The 24,947-nt window shown below is 38.9% G+C and carries 1 protein-coding gene; it reads right to left on the reverse strand.

What is annotated here, in order from left to right:
* Window positions 1–100: 100 nt before the first annotated feature.
* Window positions 101–24,379, reverse strand: a complete 24,279-nt coding sequence (locus tag HGR01_RS29555) for a DUF4347 domain-containing protein (protein ID WP_045868619.1) — start codon at window positions 24,377–24,379, stop codon at window positions 101–103.
* Window positions 24,380–24,947 lie beyond the last annotated feature (568 nt).

A 24,947-nucleotide genomic window follows, 5' to 3' on the forward strand; every position in this document is an offset into this window, starting at 1 on the left:
TCATGTTTATTGTACTTAGTTGAAACTCTCCGCCCTATAAGTGCGGACTACACCAATTCTTTTTCTAAACACAGATATCCCCGATGCGCTGGAGTTAGGGTTAGACAACTTTGAAATTGGCTTGAATCACAATATCATTGAAATCGCGATCGCCACCACCTGCTAAGTCTTCAACACCCCAAGTATTATTGCCGAGTGAGAGGAAATGATCTGTATGGTCAGAATTTGCCCCAATAAAGCTAAAATAGACAGAAACATCGCCTTTCAGCCCAGCATCAACTGTACCATTAGCAATTAGATATGGTGCATAGAATTTCCCACCTGCAAAGGTACTACCAGTTAATACCCCTTGGTCATTCATAGTCATACCATGCTGTTGACTGTTGCGGATTGCAGCTTGTGCGTAACCTGCTTCACCAACACGAATTAATTTACCAGTGAGGGAGTCAACCACTGAACCTTGAATGTCTTCAATTTGATAGAAACCGAAAACATTATCATAAGCCGCTTCACTTTTCACAATTGGGAAGGAAACTTGAACTTGTAACCCAGCTAAATCTGTAAGGTCAATTAGTTCCTCTGTTCCTTGGGTTTGTAACTTCGCGCCTAAAGGAATCTCTTCATTGGTAATTTCTAACTTCACGACTAAATCAGGGTCAATATCTCCTAATTGATCCTCAAAGCTCAAACTAAATTGATTGTTATCCAGAGACGCAACCGTCATGGCTTGGGTAGAACTGGTACCAAAAGGAGAACCAAGAAAGACACGATTCAGCAGATTGCTATTACCAAGAACTGCATCTAAGCTGGTATTTTGGAAAAACAGCAATCCCAAGTTTTCACGACTAGCTCTTTGAATAATTTTTGTCGGATTAGAAATAAAGTCATCAGGGAGTACCGAGAACAGCACCTGAGAACGTTTGAGTACAGCATTAAGGTAGCCATCTTGTCCAGGTTTGAAGCCATCAACTTCCCCTTGGGCGTTATCATAAGCAACCAACGCAATTTGGTGAATGTTTTGGCTATTGAGGTGCTTACTGCTCAGACTAAACTTGAGATTAATTGTGTCAGTATCGCCTTCTAATTGGAATACCTTGGTGTCAGTATTCAAGGTAATATGGGGCTGTTGTGGCTCGATACCGCCAAAAGGTGCTGCATACTGTAAGCCAGAACTGGTATAAAGTTCATTCAGTCCGCGTGGTAACAGATTTGTATCAAAATTACGGGCGTATACTTCACCTGCATTACCTACCGCCTTAATTACCTGAACTGCAAAATCATTGGCGAGTCCCAGCTTTGCACCAAGATTACCTTTAATTCCTAAGAATGCCAGAATTTCCGGCGTAAAATCATTATTGGGGTCAGCGTCGGTATTACGAGCAATCAAGTCATCAATATTAGTGGAACTAATGCCGTATTCTTCAGCTTGCACCAAAGTATACATTGTCCACCGAACTACATCAGCCCAATCCGATTGGTTTTCATCAATGATTAAAGCTAAAGGTTCTTTAGAAAAAGTATCCTGGAGAATTTGGTGTTCTTGTGGCTGAGATAAAGTGGGAATTTTGCCTGCTAAGAGTGTAACGTCATTAAAGACGGCTTCGACCTCACCGCGATCGTAAGCGGCGTACATATCAGCAGAATTATCGAAAGTGACAAGGGTAGGACTGGCGCTAAATTTTACCAATGCATCTTGCAAATTGCTCAATGCAGTTGTACCTGACATCCCACTGAGTAAACCAATTTTACGACCATTGAGAGTCGGGATGGAACTAATACCGCTATTTTTGCGGGTGAGAATACCTTGTCCGGTATAGAGATAAATCGGACTGTAATCAATTCCGTAACTCGCGTCACGCACCAAGTTCTCTGTATAAGCCGCAGCAGAAGCATCTACTACACCATTAGCTGTATTACCAAAGCCATCGGCAAAAGCTTGTTGTACAAATTTTACTTGATTGGGATTGCCAAATACGGCTGCGGCTAATGCTCTACCTAAATCTGCATCAAAGCCTTTGATTGTGCCATCTTCCTGCTTTACCGTAAAACCAGGGAAATTAAAGGGTTCAGGTAAGCCAAAATTCAGCACACCTCTTTGTTTGATTTCGTCTAAGACGTTACGTTTGTCATTGTCAATCAGATTCAGTTCTTTAGGTGTACCTGAGAAAGGCGGTGTATACATTAAACCGCCATCAGTCCATAGAAGATTGCGATCGCGCTCTAAATTCGGAAAATGACGCTGATAAATTTCGCCGTAGTTACCAACCTGCTTAATCACTTGGACGATGAAATCATCGCGCAAACCTAAAGCAGCCCCCAATTTTTCTTGCAAGCCTAAGAAACGGCGAATAGCAGGGTCAGAATCATTATTGGGGTTATCATCTTTATTTACTGCCAGAATTTGGTCAATATTTTGGGAAGTAATGCCAAATTCTTCAGCTTGAATTGTGGCGTAAGTTACCCAGCGTACCACATCAGCCCAAGCAGATTCATTTTCTGGCAGTACTAAGGCGATGGGTTCTTTAGAAAATTCGCCATCAAGAAGCTTGTGTTTTTGTGGATCTGGGAAGTTACGTAAGTAATTATCAACTAAAGCTGTATCAATAGACAGAGCAGGAATTTCGCCTTTTTCATAAGCCGCAAACATCTGCGCTCCATTGTCAAACCAGCGCGGTGTAAAGTTAATACCTAAAGGTTGCAGTATATTTACTAAATTAGCGTAGGCTGTACTGCCGCTAACAACACCAATTGTTGCACCTTTGAGATCTTCAATCTTCTGAATCTTGCCGTCAGTGGGGACTAAAATACCTTGGTGATCGTAAAGATACACTGGGCCAAAATCCACATTTAAACCACCATCTCGGACAAGATTCTCAGTCACTCGCCTAACGCTGAGGTCAAGGTTTTTATTAGCAACTTGAGTAAAACCATCGCTAGAGGTGGTGTTAACGATTTCAACTTGGTTTTTGTTACCAAATAAAGCAGCTGCTAAAGCACCAACAAATTCTAAATCAAAGCTGAGAATCGAGTTTTGGCTGGATGAAGCAACTTTGAGATAACCTCTTTGTAAAATTGCTTCTAAGAGGTTAGCCGCAGTTCCTTGGCTGCTCTGAACTAGATCATTCAATACTGCGGGAGCATTAAAGCTATACAGGTTTTCCTGTATCAGTTTATTTTCAGTAGATGGAATCGGGGTGGGTTGGTCAACAAGTTCTAGAATTTGGTCAAGGTGAGAAAAGTAGGCGTAGGTTTTGCCTTGATTTTGGATCAGTGCGAGATTTTTTCCTTGGAAGTCTAAGACACCATTAATAAAGCGGAAACCACTGAGGTCACTGATACCAAAACCGGAAGCCGAAATCTGGATTTTGTCTCCTTGTTCGGGATCGAAATCGAGAATTGTGTCAAAGCCGTCATTGGGAGAGTTGAAGAAGAAGACATCTGCACCAGTACCGCCATTGAGGATGTCATCTCCCGTACCACCGACGATGATATCATTACTGCTACCAGCAACTATCCAGTCGTTATCTTCGTTACCGTAAATGGTGTCTTGACCGTCGCCACCTTCTAGCTGATCGTTACCTTGATTACCTTCTAAATAGTCATTGCCTAAACCAGCTAAGATTATATCGCTACCGACACCACCTAAAAGGCGATCGCTTCCTTCACCACCTTCTAATCTATCGCTACCTGCACCGCCTTCTAAGGAGTCGTCACCAAAGTTACCTTCGAGTTGGTCGTTACCATCTCCGCCGATCAGGGTATCATTACTGCTACCACCGAGTAAGAAGTCATTGCCTTCTTTACCATCAAGATAATCGTTACCTTCTTTACCTTCGAGTTGATCGTTACCAACACCACCAGTGAGGGTATTAGCCAACAAATTACCCTTAAGAACTACTCCTTTTGTAGCTGAATCTGCGGTTGTTTGGTCATCATCTTGAATATCTATCAAGGCGACTTTAGCATTTGGCGCGATCGCATAACCTTCACCCACAGTTTTCAAGTTCAAGGCGATACTTTCTAAGTTTTCTGCCAAGTTATCATTAAGAACTTGAACCTCAATTACCGCAGTAGTTTCACCAGGAGCAATATTGATTTCCCCTGTAGTTGCGCTGACAATTTGATAATCTTCCCCTAAAGTAGCTGTACCGGAGAAGTCATAGAGAATCTTTAAACCTTGGTTTGGTGCTTCTTGGGTTAAATCTATGCGGAATTGTACCTTAGTCGCATCAGCCTCAGAAACCCTTGCTGGCGATACACTTACAGAAGCATAACGATTACCAAAGCTATTACCGTTAGCATCAACTAAATAATAGTTTTGATCAAAAGTCGCGGCGATCGCACCTATAAGTTGCTCTGTAGTCAGTTCCCCCCCAGCCATCTGCTGTACTAAGAAAGGAATATGTTCTTCGGTAACTCGTTTGAGAGAGGCTAGTACTGGTAAGGCTTCCGATACAGCTTTTGATGCACCCACTTTCGCCACTTTCTCTAAATACTCATTACCTGCGGCTGCGGCTAAAGCTAAAGCACTTACTTGTTCAGCCGATGCAGTTAATTGATTGCGCTCAAGTACTGAGTTAAAGAAGGATTTGAGAATCTCTGTATTCGTCAAATCCAGGTGAGAATAAATGCTATTTTGCAGATATACAGCTAGGGCATTAATGGCTTCTAGTAAATTATTAGGATTAACTACACCTGTAGCAGCTTGTTGCAAACCATCTAAGAAAGCACGGGTTTGATTGAGCAGAGATTGTACTTGAATATGTGACAAATAGACATCTAAGCCAATTTCTTGCTTTTCTCCCACAGCTTTGAGGGGGTCGAAACTTTCGAGATTTGATGCCAAATCTAAGCCCAATTGCTGTTTAATGATGCCATCGGCTGCGTCTCGGCTCAAGCCTGATTGTACTAGTCTTGCTTCTAAGCTAGTTAACGGTGTCACAATCGCCGAACCTGGTAAGGCAATTAAAGCACCAGAAGACAAACCACTAGAAGTATCAAAGCCGCCTAATCCTACTAATTGCGCCTCATCAACCCCAATTTCACCATCACCATTAGTATCGACTTCTTGGGGAATATCCAGGTTAAATTGACCGTATTCATCGGAAATTGTCTTAACTTCCCCTACATCCCACTGATTATTAAAGTTGGTATCTAAAAAGATTGTGGCACCAGCAATATAACTTTGGGAAAGTGCGCCACTGAAGGTAAAGCCATCAGCACTCAGGGTGAATTTAGCTAAGTTAAAGCGGGCAAATTCTTCTTTCCATACAGTTCCGACAAAAAGTACTTTAATTTCTGCTTCTAAGAAAGCATCAATACTACCATTGAGATCAAACAATTCCCAAGGCTTGCTAATACGAGAAATAATCTCGGAACCGCGCACTTTTCCATCGCTAGTTCCTGTATTTTCCCCAATATCTACGACATCAATACCAAGATAACCTTGAACACCACCCCGCACTGTCGCATCAGCCACGCCAACATCTAAGCCTAAACCAGCAGTAATTGTGGCATTTAAAGACAATTCATCAACATCTTTACCGTTTGCATCCCAATCTTTGAGATAAAAACCGTCAAAGATTTTGTAAATACTGCTGAACTCAAAATCATCATCCTTCCAATCATTAACTCCGGCGGTATCGAAACCTACAACCAAGTTAGTTTTCGCGGAGAAACTTCCACCAAGTTCACCTTTAACTGGCCCCCAAATCGGGAAACTCTTGGAAATGCCAAAGTTAAATTCCAAGTCAGGAATATCATAAATCACCAAGTCGGTGGTTTTTCCTAACAGCAAGTCAATGGCTTTGAGGGGATTGGTAAGAATGGGGAATTGTAAGCCTTCAATATTTTTCAGCTTACTTAAGAAGCTACCTGTGGAACTACCACTAGTTTTATTGGTGGCACTAGTGAGGGGATCGGCTGCTGTTTTGGTAGTTTGTAAACCACCTGTATTACTAGAACTGGTATCAATTTTATTTGCTGCTTGGGTAGTATCTTTGCTAGCTGCTTTCAAATCATTGAGGGCAAAACTACCTAAATCAATAACAATTGGCTGATTGGCAGGAATTTTGCTCAGTTCAGTAATTAAATCGACAATATCACCGACAGCTTTAATAAACCGCTCGGATTTTTCTAATTTTGCCCGATCTTCAGGAGGCGCTAACCGTTTAGCAACTTCAAAAACTGTGACTGTACCATCGTGATTGGCATCAAATAAATCACCTAAACCGAGTTGAGTAAATAACTTGGTATCAGCATTCAGGAGTTTAATAACTGGTTTAATTGGCTCAATAATATTATTAACTTCTTTGATGACTGGCCCCATTAAATTACTAATGAATGAGCCTAAATCAATTGCTACATTATTGAGTTTTATATTTGTCCCATTTTTGTTGGCTTGTTGAACATTGCCGTAATTGAAAATCGGGAAATTGGCAGTAACATCAAAACTAAAGGAGGGAAAAACCGGACTACCATTAATGCTGGTTTTAGCTTTTAAACCGAGATTAGCTTCGCCTTTGAGTTGATAATCAATGAAGTTATAAAAGTCCTGCTGATTAGTTTTCGCTGTCTTAAAGACATTAATTAAATCCAAAGCACTCAGGCGACCACCATCATCAATTCCTTTGGATGTCCATTTATTACCGTCGTAGTTTAAGCCAATATTTAATCCGGCAACTGTTCCCGATAAGTCAATAATTTTATTAGCAGAATTAGCAGCTTTGGTAACTGTAATTTGGGGATTATCTATTTTAATTTCTGGGATGTATTTGGTAATTACATCAGGTAAACCGAGACTATCCAAAGATACGAAAGACTTCAAATCAATGCCTTGGGGTGCAGAAAATTGCACTTTATCGTTACTAACAAAGAAATCGACTGTTGGTAACTTACTGCTTAAGCTGGTAGGAATTCCTAAGGAAGTTGCTAAAGTAGCTAAATTCACCCCAGAAGCGGAAAACTGATAATTAGTACTTCCCGAATTAAAGTTAGTTAACAGTAAATTCGGATTAGTCAGGGTGAGATTTGGCGGTGCAGTGAAAATGCTATTAATTCCGGGGATAGCATTAATAACTTGACTGAGGTTAATTTGGTTAGAAGAGAATTGGAATTGATTGTTACTCAACCCCACATTCACATTACCAAAAGCATTAAGTAAATCTTTAACTGGCGTAGCTACACTACTAGGAACTAATGCCGAACCTTGGGAAATTAGCCAATCTGCTAATTGTTTGGTAGGTAATTGATCGGCTTTAAAGCTAAAGTTAGCATCTCGCCAACTGGTAGCACCAAGGGGTTTAGTTAGGGTGAGGCTAGGATTAGTAATTGGTAAATCGAGAGTTTTAACATTGAGCGCATCTAAGCCAGGAATTTTCTCTAAAACATCGCTCAAATCTAGGATACCTTCATAGGTAATCTGAATCTGACTATCACCTATTTGCAAATCTACTCTTCTAGCTAAATCCAGCAAATCCTCAACTACGTTTAGTACTTCACCAGGTAAAACGGCTTTCGCTTGTTTGGTTAACCAATCTACTAATTCCTGTTTTGGCAAATGATCCGCAGTTAAGGAATAGTTGGCATTAGAAGCACCTTTATCTAGGTTAGAAATGCTGAGAACAGGATTGGTAATTGGTAAAGTTAAGCCAATAGTTTGTAATTCTGATAAGCCAGGAATCTGCTTAATCACACTAGCTAAATCCAGCGTTCCTGGGTAACTAATTTGTAGCTGGTTATTTTTGAAGAGAACCTCAAAATCGGCGGCGGTGGAAATTAGGGAACTAATAACATTTTTAACTGATGACGGTAGCGCACTCGCTGCTTGATCGATTAACCATTTCTTCAAGCCATCTTTATTGAGTTTTTCTGCACTAAAGTTAAAATCTGTGCTGGTAATGTTATTTGTAGTTACTCGCGTCAGAGTTAAAGTTGGTTTAGTAACAGTAAGGGCGTTATTTGGCGGTAGGGGAACATTACTAATTCCAGGAATATTTTTAATTAGCCCAACGACATCAACAGTACCGTCATAAAGGACTTGGATTTGTTTATCTGTCAGGAGAATATTAACATCCTGTGCTAACCCCTTAAGTCCATTGAGAATATCCTTAGCTTCTGCTGGTAAAGCATTACCAGCTTTGGTGATTAACCAATTTTGTAAATCAGCAATTGGTAGTTTTTCGGCACTAAAGCTAAAGTCTGCATCCTTACCTGGGTTGGTAATCGTAATACTGGGATTTTTAACATTTAAAGTTAAACCAGTAAAGTCAAAATCCTTGATACCAGGAATTTCTTTGAGGATATTTACTAGATTGAGATCGCCTTGATAATTTACTTGGAATTGACTATCACCAAAGCGAATATCTAATTGTTCGCCTACCGCCGCTAAAGCGTTGAAAATTCCTTGTAATTCTGTAGGAATTAAAGATTTAGCTTGTTCTTTTAGCCAGCTAATTAACTCCTGTTTTGGTAAATGTTGAGCAGCAAAACTATAACTTGCACTCTTACCAGGATTAGTAATAGTTAAACTGGGGTTGAGAACAGGTAATTTCAGGTTATTGAGGGGTAATTCATTTAATCCGGGAATTTCTTTGAGGAGGGTAGCTAAATCAACCGAACCTTCATAAGCAATTTCTAGCTGATTATTGCCTACTTCTAAATTAATACCTTCAGAAATATTCATCAAAGTATTGAATACCTTGACTAAATCTGCGGGTAGTAATTCTGTGGCTTTTTCTTTTGCCCACTGTACCAGTTCTTCTTTAGGTAAGCGATCGCTCTTGAGTAAATACTGGGCTGTGGCTGTTCCAGGATTGAGAATGGTGATACTAGGATTAGTCACAGGGAGGTTTAACCCAGATAAAGCACCAATATCTTTCACCCCAGGGATTAAGCCGATAACTTGGGAAAGATCCAAATTGCCATTATAAGCAAGTTGCATTTGTCCCTTACCCAAAACTAAATCAATATTGGTTCCCAGCGCCAGTAATTGATTGAGAACTGATTTCACCGCGTCGGGTAAGCTATTGGTAGCTGTGGTTTTTAGCCAATTTAGGAGATCCTTGGTAGGTAGGCGATCGCTATTGAAGATATAATCTGCGTTGGCTTTACCTGGATTAATTAAGGTAAAACTGGGATTGGTAACATTCAGTTTTAATCCTTGCAGAGGTAGATCCTTAACACCAGGGATAACTCCCGCTAGTTCTAGTAAATCAACATCACCACGATAGTTGAGTTGCAGTTGATTTTGAGCAATATTGATATCTAAATTAGTAGAAAGTTTGCTCAGTACAGTTTGCACTTCACTGGGTAACTTAGAACTGAGCCAATTTATTAACTGTTGTTTCGGTAATTTTTCGGCATCAATGCTGTAGCTAGCATTTGCGCCAGGATTGAGAATGGTAAGCTTGGGATTGAGTACAGGTAGACTTAGCCCAGTGGTAAGTAAATCCTTCACACCAGGAATCAACGCCAGGAGTTTAACTAAATCAATGTTACCGTTATAACCGATTTCAATCTGACTATTACCGAGAACCACATCCAGGTTTTGCGCTTCAGATGCGATCGCCTGTAATACCGATTTCACCTCAGCCGGTAACTGTTGCACTAACCAATCGAGTAACTGTTGTTTTGGCAGTTGTTCAGCACTAAAGTTATAGCTAGCATTCTTACCTGGGTTGAGAATCTCAATCTTGGGATTCAGCACAGGTAAAGATAAATTATTCAGGGGTAACTCATTTAACCCAGGAATTTCTTTAATAATTGTCGCTAAATCTAAGCTACCCTGATAACTCAGCGCTAGTTGATTACTCCCAATGGTTGCATCCATGCGTTGCGCTACATTGAGCAGAGATTTCACCATCCCTGCAACTTCTGTAGGTAACAGCGCCATGACTTCTTTACTCAGCCATTGAGTTAACTCTTCTTTGGGTAAACTTTCCGCCGTCAGGCTATAGTTGCGATCGCTTCCGGTTTTGTTAATTGTAAAGCTGGGATTGAGAACAGGTAAGCTTAAATTTTTGGGGGTAACAGAGTCTAAACCCGGAATAATATCTAAAGCTTTGACTAAATCAACTGAACCTAAATAGGTAATTTGGGTTTGGTTATCACCGAGAACTAAATCAATGTTGGTTAAGTTGTTTAATAATCCGGTGAGGAAATTTTGCACACTCGGATCGTTAACTAGAGTTTTAACTTGATCTACCAACCAAGTTTTAATTTGATCTACAGGGAGGCGATCTAAATTAAAGCTAAAACTCGGTGCAAGATTGGGATTAGTAATTGTAATACTGGGATTAGTTAGGGTGAGGTTTAATCCCTTGAGTGGTAACAGGAAATCACCGAGTTGACTGGTAATTCCATCGATGATGGTTTTCAGGTTGAGATCGCCTAAGTAGCCAATTTGAATTTGATTATTCCCAAATTGTAAATCAATATTCTCAACCACACTCAGCAGTTGCTTGACAAACGACTGCACATCAGCCGGGAGTAGCTTGGTGACTGTGTTTGTTAACCATGTAACTAGTTCTTTTTTCGGTAGGCGATCGCTCTTAAAGGCGTAACTGAGATCCTGTGTACCTAAGTTGCTTAAAATCAACTGGGGATTGCTAAGTGGTAAAGCCAATCCATCCAAAGATAAATCTTTAATTCCCGGTATGACTTTGGCAATTTTGGCAATATCTAAATTACCTTGATAAGCCAGTTTTAATTGCTTGTCGCTAAATAAAACATCTACCTGTTGAGCAACATCAGAAACCGTATTCAAAATAGATTTAGCTTCTGTGGGTAACTGTTGAACTAGCCAATTAACTAATTCTTGTTTGGGTAACTGTTCAACCGCAAAACTATAGTCAATATCCTGACTATTGGGATTAATAATTGTCAGTCGTGGATTAGTAACAGGTAACTTCAGGGTATTCAGAGGTAAATCTTTTAGCCCCGGAACTTGTTGTAAAATACTGCTAAGGTCTAATTTACCTAAATAACTGATTTGAATCTGGTTATTACCCAGTTGTAAATCAACATTTTCTGTTAAATTTAGTAACCCATTCAGAACATTACGTACTTCTTCTGGTAATAAAGCTGCTGCTTTTCCTTTCACCCAATTGATTAATTCTTGTTTGGGTAAGCGTTCTACACTAAAGGCATAATCAACATTATTTGTACCGAGATTTAATAAAGTTAAACTCGGATTTGTCACAGGTAAATTTAACCCTGTTAACGGTAAATCTCGCACCCCAGGAATCGCCGAGATTAACTTATCTAATTGCAAATCCCCTTTGTAGGTAATTTGCATTTGCTTGCTACCCAATACCAAATCTACTCGCTCAAAGTTTTCAATAAATAGCTGATTCAGGAGGTTTTGAGCAGCTTCAGGTAATACAGATTTGGCTTGATTAGTTAACCAATTCAGAATTGGACGTTTTGGTAGACTATCAACTGCAAAAGCATAATCTGGGTTAGTTCCTGTAGGATTGGTAATTGTGAGGCGAGGATTAGTAACAGGTAAGGTTAAACCATTTAAAGGTAATTCTTTTACCCCAGGAATCAAAGCTGCTAATTTTGCCAAATCAAGATTACCTTGATAAGCAACTTCGATTTGATTGTTTCCTAGCACCAAATCAATATTGTTAGTGAGTGCTAGGAGTTGATTTAAAACATCTTGTACGCCTTGGGGTAATAAAGATTTACCTTGAGCAGCTAACCAGTTAACTAATTGTGCTTTCGGGAGTTTTTCGGCAACAAAAGCATAATCTGCATTAACGCTACCAGGATTAGTAATTGTAATTTTGGGATTGGTAACAGGTAAATTCAACCCAGTTAAAGGTAAATCTTTAATCCCCGGAATTACACCTATAAACTGTGTCAGGTTGAGATTACCTTGGTAAGCAATTTGGATTTGTTCTTTACCCAATACCAAATCAACATTATTAGTTAACGCCAAGAGTTTATTGACAACATCCTGTACACCTTGGGGTAGTAATGTTTTGGCTTGATTACCTAACCAATTAACTAACTGTGCCTTGGGTAAACTAGCAGCCGACAAAGCATAATTAGCACTAGCATTACCTGGATTAGTAATGGTAATTGTGGGATTGGTAACAGGTAAAGTTAAGCCAGTTAAAGGTAAATCCTTAATCCCCGGAATTTTATCTTTGATTTGGGCAAGATCCAGATTACCCAAGTAAGTAATTTGCAGTTGATCTCTGCCTAATACCAAATCAACATTATTAGTTAATGCTAGTAATGAATTGAGGACATCTTGTACACCCTGCGGTATTACTGTTTTAGCTTGATTACTTAACCAATTAACTAACTGTGCCTTTGGTAAACTAGCTGCACTAAATGTATAGTCAGCATTTTCTAATCCCGGATTATTAATTGTGAGTTTTGCACCTGTAACAGGCAGAGTTAAGCCATTGAGGGGGATATTCTTAACTCCCGGAATCACAGTAGCTAACTTCGCAAAATCAATCGATCCGGGATAGGTAAATTGCAGTTGTTTATCGTTAAAGGCAATATTTACCCCAGTGGTTTCGGCTAACAGAATTTGCAATAAAACTTTGACTTCTGGGGAAGCATTTGTTAAGGCTGTCAGCACTTCTTGAGGAATACCCGCCGTTGCTGTGGCTGGGTTTTTTAACCATGTCGCTAGGGTTGATGCTGAGACATTAGAAAAAGAAGAGGTAAAAGACGCTGCTTGGGGAATAGTTTGCAGATTGCGGTTATATTCTACCGTCTTTGTATCTACTGTTTGCGCTAAAACGGGATTAGCTACAGGAATTTCTGCAATTTCTTGACTAGGATTAGTTTTACTTACCGGAGTAGGTAAATTTGGCGTGGTAGCAGCTGGTGATTTCGGCGCTAATTTTTCCGTAGGTGCAGGTGGAAGCTGTGGCGGTGTGGGAATAACTAAAGTATCGGCGGGGGTACTGTCTACCTTGGTAGCGGTGACATCAATTGTGGTGATTGGTTGTGGTGTGACAAGTTTTTTCTTGCTAGCATCTGGATCTTTAAAGCTAATATCCGCAGAAATTTCTAATTTAGTTGGATTAGTAGGATCATTAGCAAAATCAACTTGCAGAAAGCCTAAATTACCTACACCTTTAAAATCTTTGCTCAAATTCAGGCTGACATCAGCATGAAACTTAGTTTTGTCTGGATTGATATAGAAACCAAGGAGTTTATTTAAGCCAAATCCAACAGATAAATCATACTTGAAATTACCCGTTAAATTACCTTGAGTTTCAAAGCCAATCCCTAAAGCCGGAACACCTAAATCTGAGGAAAGATTGAGATTAAAAAGTTTGTAGTTTTTCTGAGCATTAAACTCAAAGTAAACATCGGTATCTGTCATTGTGGTTTTGACATCTACCCCAGAAATTCCTAACTGAGTTAAAGCATCTTCTATTAGCTTATCTAGCGATTTTGTTGTCAGTTGATTGGGATCGGTTTGGCTGACACCTTGACTGACAATTCTGCCTAAATCTTGCAGTAAAGTTGGAGAACGTCCTTTGAGTGAACCAATAATTGGTAGTTCTAAGTTATCAATTGTACCTTGAAGTGTACCAAATCCAGCTTCAATCCCTTTGATGGTTTCAACTTTATCCAGAACCCGATCAACTATATAAACTGTTTGGGGTACAACAGCCAGATTGTCATAGTTAATATCCTTGCTACTCAGTTTATAGTCAATGACAGCGATATTTGTTTCTAAATCTGGTTCCAGGATTCCATCATCTATACCTTGAACAGTAATGGTTTTTAATTGATACCATTCCTCTGGTTTAAAGGTAACTTGCAGCGTATCAACTAACTTACCATCTTTGTCAATAAAGCCTAGTTGTTTCTTATCTTCACCAGCAGCATTTTTCTTGGTGGTGTTAGTTTTTAAAGTCAGGGTGACATCAGATGAAGGTTCACTGAGTAGAGAGATTTCAAACTGAGATGTGCGAATTGTATCGCCATTATTGGTTTTGAATGAATCATCTTCAATGGCAATAGTCCGATTTCCACCTTGAACAATCCGCACCCCAGGAACATCGTTATCAATAATATTCAGGCTGGCGGTTGTTGAACTAGTATCTCCTAATTTATAGCCGCCACCAGAGAGTAATGTTACCGTGACTGTTTCGGAAGGAATCCTGGCTGCATTTCCGGCTTTAATTTGACTAGCGACAGTATCATTAACGGTTAGTTCTAATGTTCCCGTGTAATTAATGACGTTACTGTTTACAGGAGAATCTATTTTGCTAACATTCCAAGTAGCACCATTTTGTAAGCTGGCATTAATACCATTACCAGTCAAATCGTTAATTATGCCACTGGTTTTATTTGTGGCATTAGCATTAGCAGTATTAGCACTATAATTAATTTTTAAACCGTCTTCTTTCCCAGAGAGAAAACGGTTCATATTTGCCTGAATTTCTTCAGTACTGCGGGCTGTATCCCATACTCTGACTTCAGCAATATTACCGTCAAGATAATTAGCCGAGCCATTTGAAGCAATAAAGTTATTGCTACGGGTAATATTCTTAGCAATATTTTGATTACTTGCCTGTTTAATTAACTCACCGTTAATGTAAAGAGACACATTACCATTACCGTCATTAACTGCTGCGACATGAACCCATTCATTAGTCGGTAAAGGATTGTTAGCACTCGCTATCGAAGATGTGCCATTAATAGTTTCTAGAGACAGTATTCCATTGAAAGCATACAGGCTTATTCTGTCATCATTCTGACCGTTAGCTAACTTAACAATAGTTTCTGCTTGCGACTGATGCTGATCAACTTTGATCCAAGCTTCAATTGTAAAATCGCCACCAATTGTTGTACTTCCTAAAGTAGCGTAATCATTAGTACCATCAAAGCTAAAGGAACCTTGGGCTAATTGATTCAGAGTAACATCCTGAGTCAGGTTTCCGGTTAAGTTATTACCAAAATCAACAATACTACCTGTTGGTAAATCGACATCAACTGTAGGCAGAAGTTTAAATTCTGCTAATTGAACTGTATTTGCACCGTTGGTTTTAACGATTTCTAGGCGATAGTATTGATAAGGGGTAGTGTTCTTGAAATCAAAGGTTTTAGTTTCAAAGCGATTGGCAAAAGTAATCCCTGAACGTTCATCTAGTTGGGTAAATGACTTACCATCATTAGAACCCCAAATACGCCAATTCTGTGGATCTCGGCTCGGAGAATCATTAGCAGAAGTGATGGCATAACTTTTAATAACAGCCGTATTTTCTAATTTATATTGCAGCCAGTTATCAATAACATTTGGGATATCTGACTGCATATCAGTGCGCCATTTAGTATTGATGTTACCATCAGCGGCTTTTTCTTTTTCTTCTCCTGTGAGAGAAGTAGTATTGTCAACGTTAATTTCCTTGACTTTCAAGGAAGGTTGTATGGCATTGCCCAGAACATCTAAACGTAAAGTTGTTTTACCATCACTGCTAGATACGGTAGAAACATTATTAATTGTGAAACTTACATCTTCGATTTTCTTATCATCAATGGGAACAATCGGAATAAGAATTTGATTACCAAAAACCCGAACTTTACCTATATTACCATCTGTCCCAATTGATTGATAATCTGAGTCTTTTATCGCTGTACCACCGCTAATTTTGTAGTTGATTTCCAGCCCTGTATTATCAACAGGAAGGGCATAAACAGGCGCGTCAAAGTTCCCTACTTGCCAAACTGCACCATTTTTGAGAGTGCCATCAATACCGTTATTTGTATAGTCGGTTAAGGTTTCGGGATTGAGGTTAGTGGGATTGGCATCATTAATGCTGTAGTAAGTTTTTAAACCGTTTTCTGCACCTGTGAGAAAACGATTCATATTTTGCCGAATTTGGTCGCTACTACGGGCTGTATCCCAAACTCTTACTTCGGTGATATTGCCATCAAAATATTCATTACTCCAGTTACTTTTACCAATAAAGTTACTGTTACGGGCAATATTATTGACGATGGTTTGACCACTGGCTTGTGTAGCTAACTCACCATTAAGGTAAATAGCAGCATTACCTTTACCATCATTAACTGCGGCGACATGAATCCATTGATTAATAGCTAATACTTGATCTGTCGTGATAGTTGTCTGGTTACCACTACCGTTGCGAGTGTTTAACTGTAGTTTACCTGTATTATCAAACTTGAAAAGGATATTATCTTTATCTTGACCATTTCCTAAGTCAAGAATGGTGGCATAATCTTGATATTTATCAATCTTAATCCAGGCTTCAAGGGTAAAGTCGCCACCAATTTTGGGATCGCCCAGAGTAACATAGTCATCAACTCCATCCAAGACTAAAGTCCCTTGTTCGCCAAGATTGCGATCTAATTGAACAACAAAATATCCTGGTGTAGAGTAGATTTCGGCGGCGGATCTACCAGCACTGATGCTAGCTGTGGGAAGATCGTTATCTTGAATGAGGACAGTTACAGGTTTGAGGTTCGCACCAATATTGTTATAGAGTGGATCTTCGCCACTAACCTCAAAGGCGATCGCACTTCTTTGTAAATACTCTACCTTGTTGTCATCAACGGCAGCAATTTGCAGGGTTTGGGCTTTATCCCAGTTTTGCGCGTTAAAAGTAATGGTGATGGTATCGCCGGGTTTTTTACCAACAAAGTAAAATTCATCATCCTGGGGTGTCAGTGTGACAACAACTTTACCTGTGGGTTGGCTAGCAAGTTTAATACTAAAGGCATCCTGAGTTCCTTCAGTAGTAATTGGTAAAGGAGTAATGACAAATCCCGCTTTGTCATTATCATCCAGATTGGTAACAACTAAATCGTTAGTAGGCGAAGAAACGAAGATATCACTAAATTTGTTGCTATCACCTGCAACCAGGTTTTCGGCTACCGAACCAAAGACAACATAGCTACCATCCCCACTAATCGCCGGATTATAACTGTTATCAGTCCCTTGGGCGTTATTATTCGCAACATTGAGGCGTTCGATTTGCTTGGTAGTGCGATCGTAACGGAAAATATCTTTTTTACCGTTAGTGTCATCTGCTACTAGGTTACTAGCTTCCGACTCAAAGACGACATAGCGTCCATCGCCACTAATAGTAGGATCTAAACTATCGCCGTTACCTTGAGTACCATCGCTACTAACACTGATGCGTTGAGTTTGTTTAGTAGTGCGATCATAAATAAAGATATCTTTTTTGCCGTTGGTGTCACCGCTTACCAGGTTACTAGCATCGGATTCAAAAACAATATAGCGCCCATCAGCACTGACTGAAGCGATCGCACTATTGCCATTTGCTTGTGTACCATCGCTAGCAACACTAATGCGCTGTATACCTTCTCCGGCGGTAATTACAGATTCTGTGACAGTTGTGGCAGTGTTAGCATTGAGTTTAAATTCCGCTAATTGAACCGCACCACCGCTTTTAGGATCGATTCCATGATTAGACAGAATATTGAGGCGATAGTAACTATATTGTTTGGCGTTATTTAATTGGAAAGTCTTGGTTTCCAAACGAGTACTAAAGTTAATCCCTGTTTGTTCATCAATTTTTTCAAAGGTGATACCATCATTGGAGCCGAGTAATTGCCAATCTTTGGGATCTCGTTCTGAAAAATCATTAGCAGAGGTAATCGAGTAGCTGTTGACTACAACGTTACTGACTGGATATGCATACTGAATCCAACCAGAGGAACCAAAAATTAACCATTTAGTATTTGTGTCGTTATCAAATGCTTTGTCTTTTTCTTCACCAGTAGGAGAATTGGTAATAGAAACGGAAATAGTCCCGCCAGTGGTGTTAATGGGGTTAGTAACAACTTTGCTAACAATGGTGCGAGTGGTAGTGCGATCGTAAATGAAGATATCTTTTTTGCCGTTATTATCACCTGCTACCAAGTTATCAGCATCAGATTCAAAGATAATATAGCGTCCATCAGCAGTAATTACAGGATTATCGCTATTACCAGTTGCTTGTTGATTACTATTGCTGAGGTTTATCCGTTGGGTTTGATTGGTAGTGCGATCGCGAATGAAAATATCTCGCTGACTATTCGTATCATCCGATACTAAGTTGCTGCCATCGGATTCAAAGACAACATAGCGTCCATCAGCATTGATTGCAGGGTTAAAACTATGATCGTTTGCTTGTGTACCATTATTGTTGAGGTTCAGCCGTTGAGTTGCTTGAGTAGTGCGATCGTAGATAAATATATCTGTCTTGCTATTAGTATCACCGGACACTAGATTGCTAGCCAATGATGTAAAAACTACGTAGCGTCCATCAGCACTAATCGCAGGCTGAAAACTCTGATTATTCCCTTGAATACCATCACTACTGACGCTAATGCGTTCAGTTTCCTTGGTATTGCGATCGTAGATGAAAACGTCTGAGTTAGAGTTACTATCATTTTCTACTAAGTTGTTGGCAAAGGATGAGAAAATCACATAACGTCCATCAGCGCTAATAGTAGGAGAATCAAATAGGCTACTAGCAGAATTTGCTTGTGTACCATCTGCGGCAATACTTACCCGATCAACTAATCTATCGCTGATGCTAAAACCTAGTTGATAGTCGGCGGTGTCATTGTAGTTGGGGTCAAGACTTTGAACTTGATGTCCTATTGTATAAGCAATTGCCCCATCTTGAACGCGATCGTCTTGGGGAATAATGGAAAAAGATTGAGGTTGATTCCAGTTGTCTGGGGTGAAGATTAAATCAACAACTTGATTAGCAGTTGTATCTCCAGTTTTCTGGAGTAATCCTTCCCTGACATTTTGACTAAAGATACTGACTTTAACTTGATCTGTCGGCTTACTAGTCAGTTCAAGGCTGAAATTAACAGGAATATTACTATTTTCTTGTGTTTGGTATTTCAGACTTTGGACAGGTTGTCCTTGGGCATTTTTTAGTAGTAATCCGGCTTTATCGTTATCTTGAATTGTCAGAGTTTGACGGTGATTTTCTGGTTGATTAGTATTAACACGATAACTAGTATCTTCTGCTAGTTTTAGGTTAATAATTTCATTACCTTCTAGAATTTGATCGTCAATTGCTTGAACTGTAATTTCACCTATGGTTTCTCCTTCAGGAATGACAATAGCTTGGTATTGTTTCTGATATTGCAGCGTACCATCAGCCTTACCAATAACTGTATCTAAGTCATTATCTTGGTCTAAATCTATAAATAAAGGCGCACTATTGCCCCCCATATTCCAGGTATTAGTTGGAGTATTATTATCGAGGGTAAACTGAGGGTTTTTGGCTGTACCAATGTTGCGATAAAAGGAAACTTTACCATCTTTACCACCAACAAATAAATCTAAATCGCCATCGCCATCAAAATCTACCAAATTCGGTTTACTATCATCACCAACATCAATACCCTTAAAGGGATTATTTGCATCTGCTTGGGGAGTTAAGATTGGCTGTATGCTTGTACCAGTATTTTTTGTCCCAGTATTTAGATAATACTTAATTGTGCCATCGCCGGCACCGATAATTGCATCTAAATCACCATCTCGATCAATATCTGCGAAAGTAGGCGCACTGTTGGTGATTGTTGGTTGTCCAATTATTTCTAGCTTTTGCAGTGGTGCAAATTTAATTCCTTTACTATCACTGATATTTTCAGAATAAGAGAGATTCCCTGTGGAACTACCAATAACTAGATCTAAATCTCCATCTTGATCGATATCGGCAAAGGTTGGTGTACTATTACCATCAACCTTAATAGCTGTGAAGGGATTACTACTACCTGTTTCTGCACTAAAGAAGGGAGTCGCTGTAGTACCAATGTTGCGATAAAACTGGACGACACCATTACCGTTACCAACTACTAAATCTAAATCTCCATCTTTATCGAGATCTGCAAAATTAGGATTACTGAACTTACCAACATTAATTCCATTAAAAGGATTTTTTGCTTCAGTTTGTGTTTGGAAGTAGTTGGTATTAAAAGTGAAATCTTGTTTCCAAGTAGCACTACTACCATCAAAGGAAAAGAATACTGGTAACCCTCCTTTGGGTGCAGGCCGATCTAAAATTACTTTGACTGTGTTAAATGCGCTGCTATTTTCCGCAAAGGTAGTATTAGTTCCCTGGATTGTTACCAGAGGTAGAGATGGATTAGGACGTTCGAGAGTGACAAGTTTATCAATACTATTGTTGATATCTTGATTCGTAACAGTAATAGGAATACCTAACCCATTGTAATTAGAGTCATTACTGCTACTTTTTGCTTGAATATCGTAAGTAATATCACCATCAATAACATTATCAGCTTTACCCGTAACTGTCACTAATTGATATTGATCCCAGTTATCAGGAGTAAAGGTAATTATAGAGATACTGAGGCTACTTTCTTTGATATTTAATCCAGTGAAATCTACCGTAACGCTACTACTTGGTTTGGTTTTTAGCCGAATAGCAAATGTTTCACTTTCGCCACTTTCTTTAGTTTGCAATGGACGGAAACTAGAAGCAATTATCGCTTTAGGTTTACCCTGTGCATCTAAATTTGTATCATCAAAGCTGACATTAGCTAATTTAAACCCAACAATATTACTATCAATTAAAGCGATGGTTTTACTGTTAGCATTTGCATCAACAGTGTAGCTGTTTCCAGAATTCAAGGTAATGGTAATTTCTTCGGACAATTCCTTGATATCGTCAGCAATAGGGACAACAGGTAAAGCAACAGAAATTTCACCCTTGGGAATTGTGACAGAATAAGTATTGTTAGCACCTGTTGGAAATTTACTGGAGTAATCAATATCCTGAGTTGCTGTACCACCAATGCTATAGCTAACTGTTAAATCTTGATCAACTACATGGTCTAGTTGAACAACAAATTGAGCCACTTCTAAACTATTTTCTTGAATGCGTGGGTCTTTGTTGTTTAAGGTAGGATCACCTACAGCAAAAATACTAACTTTGGGTGTACCTAAATTTTGTGCTGCTACACCTTCTTTTACTATTGTTTGTAAAGGAGGTGTAATTGTAACAGGAAGACTAAGATTGAGGTTCTGATAGTTAGCATCACTACTAGTAAGTTGAGCTTGTAAATTAAAATCAGCAGTGACTCCTTCAATATTTATAGTTTGTAATTTATCCCAATTAGTCGCATTAAAAGTGACACTATTACCAGGTTTTAACGCCACACCAATGGGAGTTACATCTACAGCTAGTTTATACTTACCGCTACTATATTTTGTACCAGATGCACCGTAATACTCACTATAAACAACTTGAATATAGTATGTATCAGCTTTGCTGACAGTATATTCTAGTAAGGAATCCCAATCATCTCCAGAGGTATCATCATTTTTAGCAACTATTTCACCCAGAGAGTTTAAGAGATTTATTTGAGAATCTAGTGTTGATAAATTGGGTTTTCTTGCATCAGTATCAATTTTAAGTTTATCGCCTGGTTTAAGGTCAATCTTAAAAGTATCAATGTCTTTGTTACTACTGATTGCACCCTCAAATCTGAAAGAACTGGTGGTAATCGCAATAGCATTAACGAGTTGGTTGTTGTTATCTGTTCCTTCGGTTTTTGTAGTTGTACCTGTAGGTAAGGAAGCAGATGTTGTTGGTGCAGGGGGATTAAATTTAACAATAACATCATTCAAAGGTTGGCTACCTAATTTGAGTTTCAAGGTAGCTTTACCATCTGTGACTGCTAAGGGATTTTTATCGCTAACTAACTGACCAGTTTGGTCGAGAATTAATACTTGTGGTGAATACAGTCCGCTATCTTCGATTTTTAAGGTAGTGTTAATAGAATCGACAATCGCACCATTTTGTTTGAGGAAGTAATTGGAGATTGTCTTATTACCTGTCGTATCTAAATCAAAGTGATAGGGTTGAATCTTAATATCTAAGTTTTCAATATTTTCTTTAATTGCATCTGGTAACCCCATAAAATAGATGCGGATTTTGGAAGCATCTACAACACTGTTACCAGCAATCTTTAAGTCTTCACTGTTAGGGACAATAATCCCTTTTGTTTGGGTACTGGGATCGAAAGAAACTCTACGATATTGAGAACTGAGATAATCTACCCCTTCAATAACGGTATTACCAGCTGTGATGGTATATTTCACCCACAACCCCAAGGAAGAGAGAACAGGTTTATCCGCTTTTAATTCAATATAACCAATTGTTCCTGAATCTTCACCATTAGGTAAGAATGTATCGTATTCTTTGGCATTTTTAAAAGTGACAAACTCTAGGGTTGGTTCATTGTCATCAATATTGATGGTGTCAGATTTATTACTGCTATCAACTTCATAGTAGCGTTTGTTACTACCAGAAGTTTGTTGAACCAATTCAACTTTTACAGATTCAGTATTTTCAGCTACTTCGTCATTAATCGGTTCAACGCCGATAATAATTGCTTTATCACCAAGTCCTGTGTTAGCGGTAACTGTAAATTGATCGGCTGCTATATATTCTTTCTTACTACCGTCTTTGTAGCGCCAGTAGAGAAGATAGTCAGCACCTTTAGCTGTGTCGATAAATTCACCGCGAATAACTTGATTACCTGTAGTTTTTAGGTATTTGTCAGAGTCAGATGCATCTTTTTTAGTGACAGCATCAACCTTTAGTTTTAAGGCGAAGTCTTCTGTTCTTTGGCGGTCAAAAGTTAGCTCGAATTCGGCATTATCTCCGATATTTTCTGAGCCATCTTTAATTTTAGTAATCCCTATTTTTGGTTCATCATCAATCAGATTAAAAGTGATTGAACTGTTAGATGAATCAACTGTATAACCTTGGTTAGGGGTACTATCTAAAGAGACTGTAAAGTTTTCATCTCCTTCTCGAATGTCATCATCATTAATCGTGATAGTAACCGGAATAGGATTGTTTTTTCCCCCTTGTCCTGTGCGAATATCTATATTTGTGAAGAAATAGTCTTGTTTTTCTCCATAACTTGCAGAGCCTCCAAGATTAAACTTAACTGTAAACGGTTGAGAAGCAGGGCGATCTAAAATTAGGTTAAATTGAGCATTTTGGATATTTTCTGAGCCAAAGCTATCTTTGATTTTTTCAATGCTAATTACAGGTTCATTATCCTTGATAGTTACGGTAGCAGAACTGGTGTTAATTGAATAAGCATTAGAAGGATCGGGTAATAAGGTGACTCTTACTTTCTCTCCAGACTCTCCAGTGAGTAAGTCATCCTTAATAGGGATATTTATCGTTGCACTATTCCCAGATAATTTGACGTATTTGGCTACATACTGAGGTTGAGGAATATTATCAATATCATTGCTATTTGCTCCAGAGATAGGTTCAACCTTGTAAAAAACTTTTACCTCTCCTGAAACATCACGATTAGATCTAATAGTAAATCTTGCAGTTTCGCCTTCTGTTACTTCTGATGTAGAAGTTGTAATAGAAACTTGATATTTGGTGGATGGAATCTCATTAGGAAGAATAAAATTTGCAGCGGGAATAACTTGCTTAGAAATAGATGGACTAGACCATTTCAGAATCGCTCGCCAACCACCTGTATTATTCTGAAAATTCATCTGAAAGGGATACCATTGTCCTCCAGTTAAAGAGATATTACCTGTGTATTCACCAGTACCATTATTCCATTTATCAATAATTCTTGTATTATTTACCCATAGACGTACACCGTCATCAATGTCCGCGTAGAAAGTGTAATTTCCACTATCAGGTGCATAAACATAACCCGTCCAAATTATCCCTTTATCGTCATTTCCATTTACAAAATCAAAATTCTCATCGTTTTGTGCATAATTAATATTATCAATGTCATAACGCGTACCTCTACTGTCAAAAAGACCAGGGTCTTTATCTAGGTCTTTATCGTTAAAATATTCTGCTTTCAAATATAATAAATCGGTATAACCCTGCTTTGCCTCCTCAGTAACCGCTAAACTCGATTCAATACTTCCTGTTTGAACTTCTAAATTCCAATCTCCCCCTAAATTTGCATTTCCGGTAATATCTGTAGAACCTGCAATATCAGCCCCGGTAATTTCGCTTAATTGCTGAAGAAACTCCTCGCCTATTCCTGAAGCTACATCACAACCAAACAGCAAAATATCAGCATTTTCTGTCAAAGAATTGCGCCACTGTTCTAGTAAGTGACGGTATTGAGTGATGGTTTCTGTATTTAGGAGAGTGGAACCTAGCTGAACTTGTCCCTCACTTCCATGAGAGATAATTTGGACACTAGCGATATTACTTCGCTGGGCTAAAACATTACTAATTTGCTCTACCCCATCCTGGTTAGCATCGAGGAGAATAACTTCAGTTCCCGTTTGGGTATTAGCAATAAGAGATTGGTAATTCTCGACATTGCGATCGACAAACAGAAGGGTATTGATGGAATTAGAACTAGTCATATTAGAAATGCGCTTTGCAGAAAAGATTAGAGTTCTGGAAATTTCAAATGACATATACAGGTAGGACACAGAACACAAAAATGCTACCCCTCTACCTCTGTACATCACTCGTTGCCAACTTAGATAGTTCGCTTCTCAGGAGTTTTTGCTTTGACGATTGATAGATTTTTCAATTTCCTAAATAATGGGATGACTGCACCTTAATTAGCACGAATTATCAATGGTTTTAACCATCAACTCATCCCTGATTTATAGAACGCCAATTCTTGATAATCTCACCCAAAACATAATTTTTAGTCAATAAATTTTACTCATCAGCCATCGTTGGATTGGTTTGACAGAGATAACTTTGCTGCATTAGATTTTGTTTCGCCTTGCGAAACACAACATGGAGCTTGGTGTCGAGCTTTACTCCGTTTAACCCAACCCAAAATCTTTTTGCATCATTTTAATCGTGTCATTCCAGTAATTTGCAACCCAAGCTAAATTAGCCAAAAAATTGATGTGTTTTCAATTCATTTAAACGTCAATATTATTACTTTATATAAATTTATACATTAGTATTTTT

Origin of the sequence: Tolypothrix sp. PCC 7712, assembly GCF_025860405.1 — a bacterium.
In the GTDB taxonomy this organism is placed as follows: Bacteria; Cyanobacteriota; Cyanobacteriia; order Cyanobacteriales; family Nostocaceae; genus Aulosira; species Aulosira diplosiphon.

Excerpts from the sequence above, each read along its gene's own strand:
- HGR01_RS29555 (WP_045868619.1), bottom strand. The coding sequence starts at position 24,379 with ATGACTAGTTCTAATTCCATCAATACCCTTCTGTTTGTCGATCGCAAT.